Origin of the sequence: Streptomyces sp. ADMS, assembly GCF_033441795.1 — a bacterium.
In the GTDB taxonomy this organism is placed as follows: domain Bacteria; phylum Actinomycetota; class Actinomycetes; order Streptomycetales; family Streptomycetaceae; genus Streptomyces.
In genome coordinates this window covers 1-467 of the sequence record NZ_JAVFVX010000433.1, presented here as the reverse complement: position 1 = coordinate 467, position 467 = coordinate 1, and the positions used below count along the sequence as shown (strand labels likewise).

The following is a 467-nucleotide window of genomic DNA, read 5'->3' as shown; positions in this document are numbered from 1 at the left end:
ACGCCTTGGCCTTGTCCGCTGCGGGCGACGTTGCGAGAGCCGCGCTTCGGGAGTCGGGCAGCGCGGGGGACTGCGTCTGCGCCTCGGCGTGGTCCTGCTGCGAGTCGCCGACACGGTGCAATTCGTGTCCCGCTCCGATGAGCTCTGATTGCGCTGCGCTGACGAACTCCGCAGCGAAGCCGAACCGGTCGGCGAGCCCATACGCCTCGTCGTCGAGGTCGGTGATCTGCTCGCCTGCCGTCTCCAGCGCTTCCCGGACGCGTTCCAGGACGCCGTGCTCGGGATGAAGGAGGTGATCGACCGCCTGCGCAAGGCCGGCACCGTTCTCGGCGGCCCTGATCTGGTCGGTCAGCCGCAGGACTTCGGCTCCGGCGATGTAGAGCCCGAGAGGGTTAGCCGGGGTAGTCAACCGGCTGGTGTCGAGGTCGGGGTCCAGGTCGACGCTGTACCGGGCGGCGCGGAGCATC

1 pseudogene is annotated in these 467 nt (G+C 69.4%); it reads right to left on the bottom strand.

Annotation, left to right across the window (positions count from 1 at the left end):
* A pseudogene (locus RB628_RS42910) lies at positions 1-467 on the bottom strand (hypothetical protein); the annotation flags it as partial.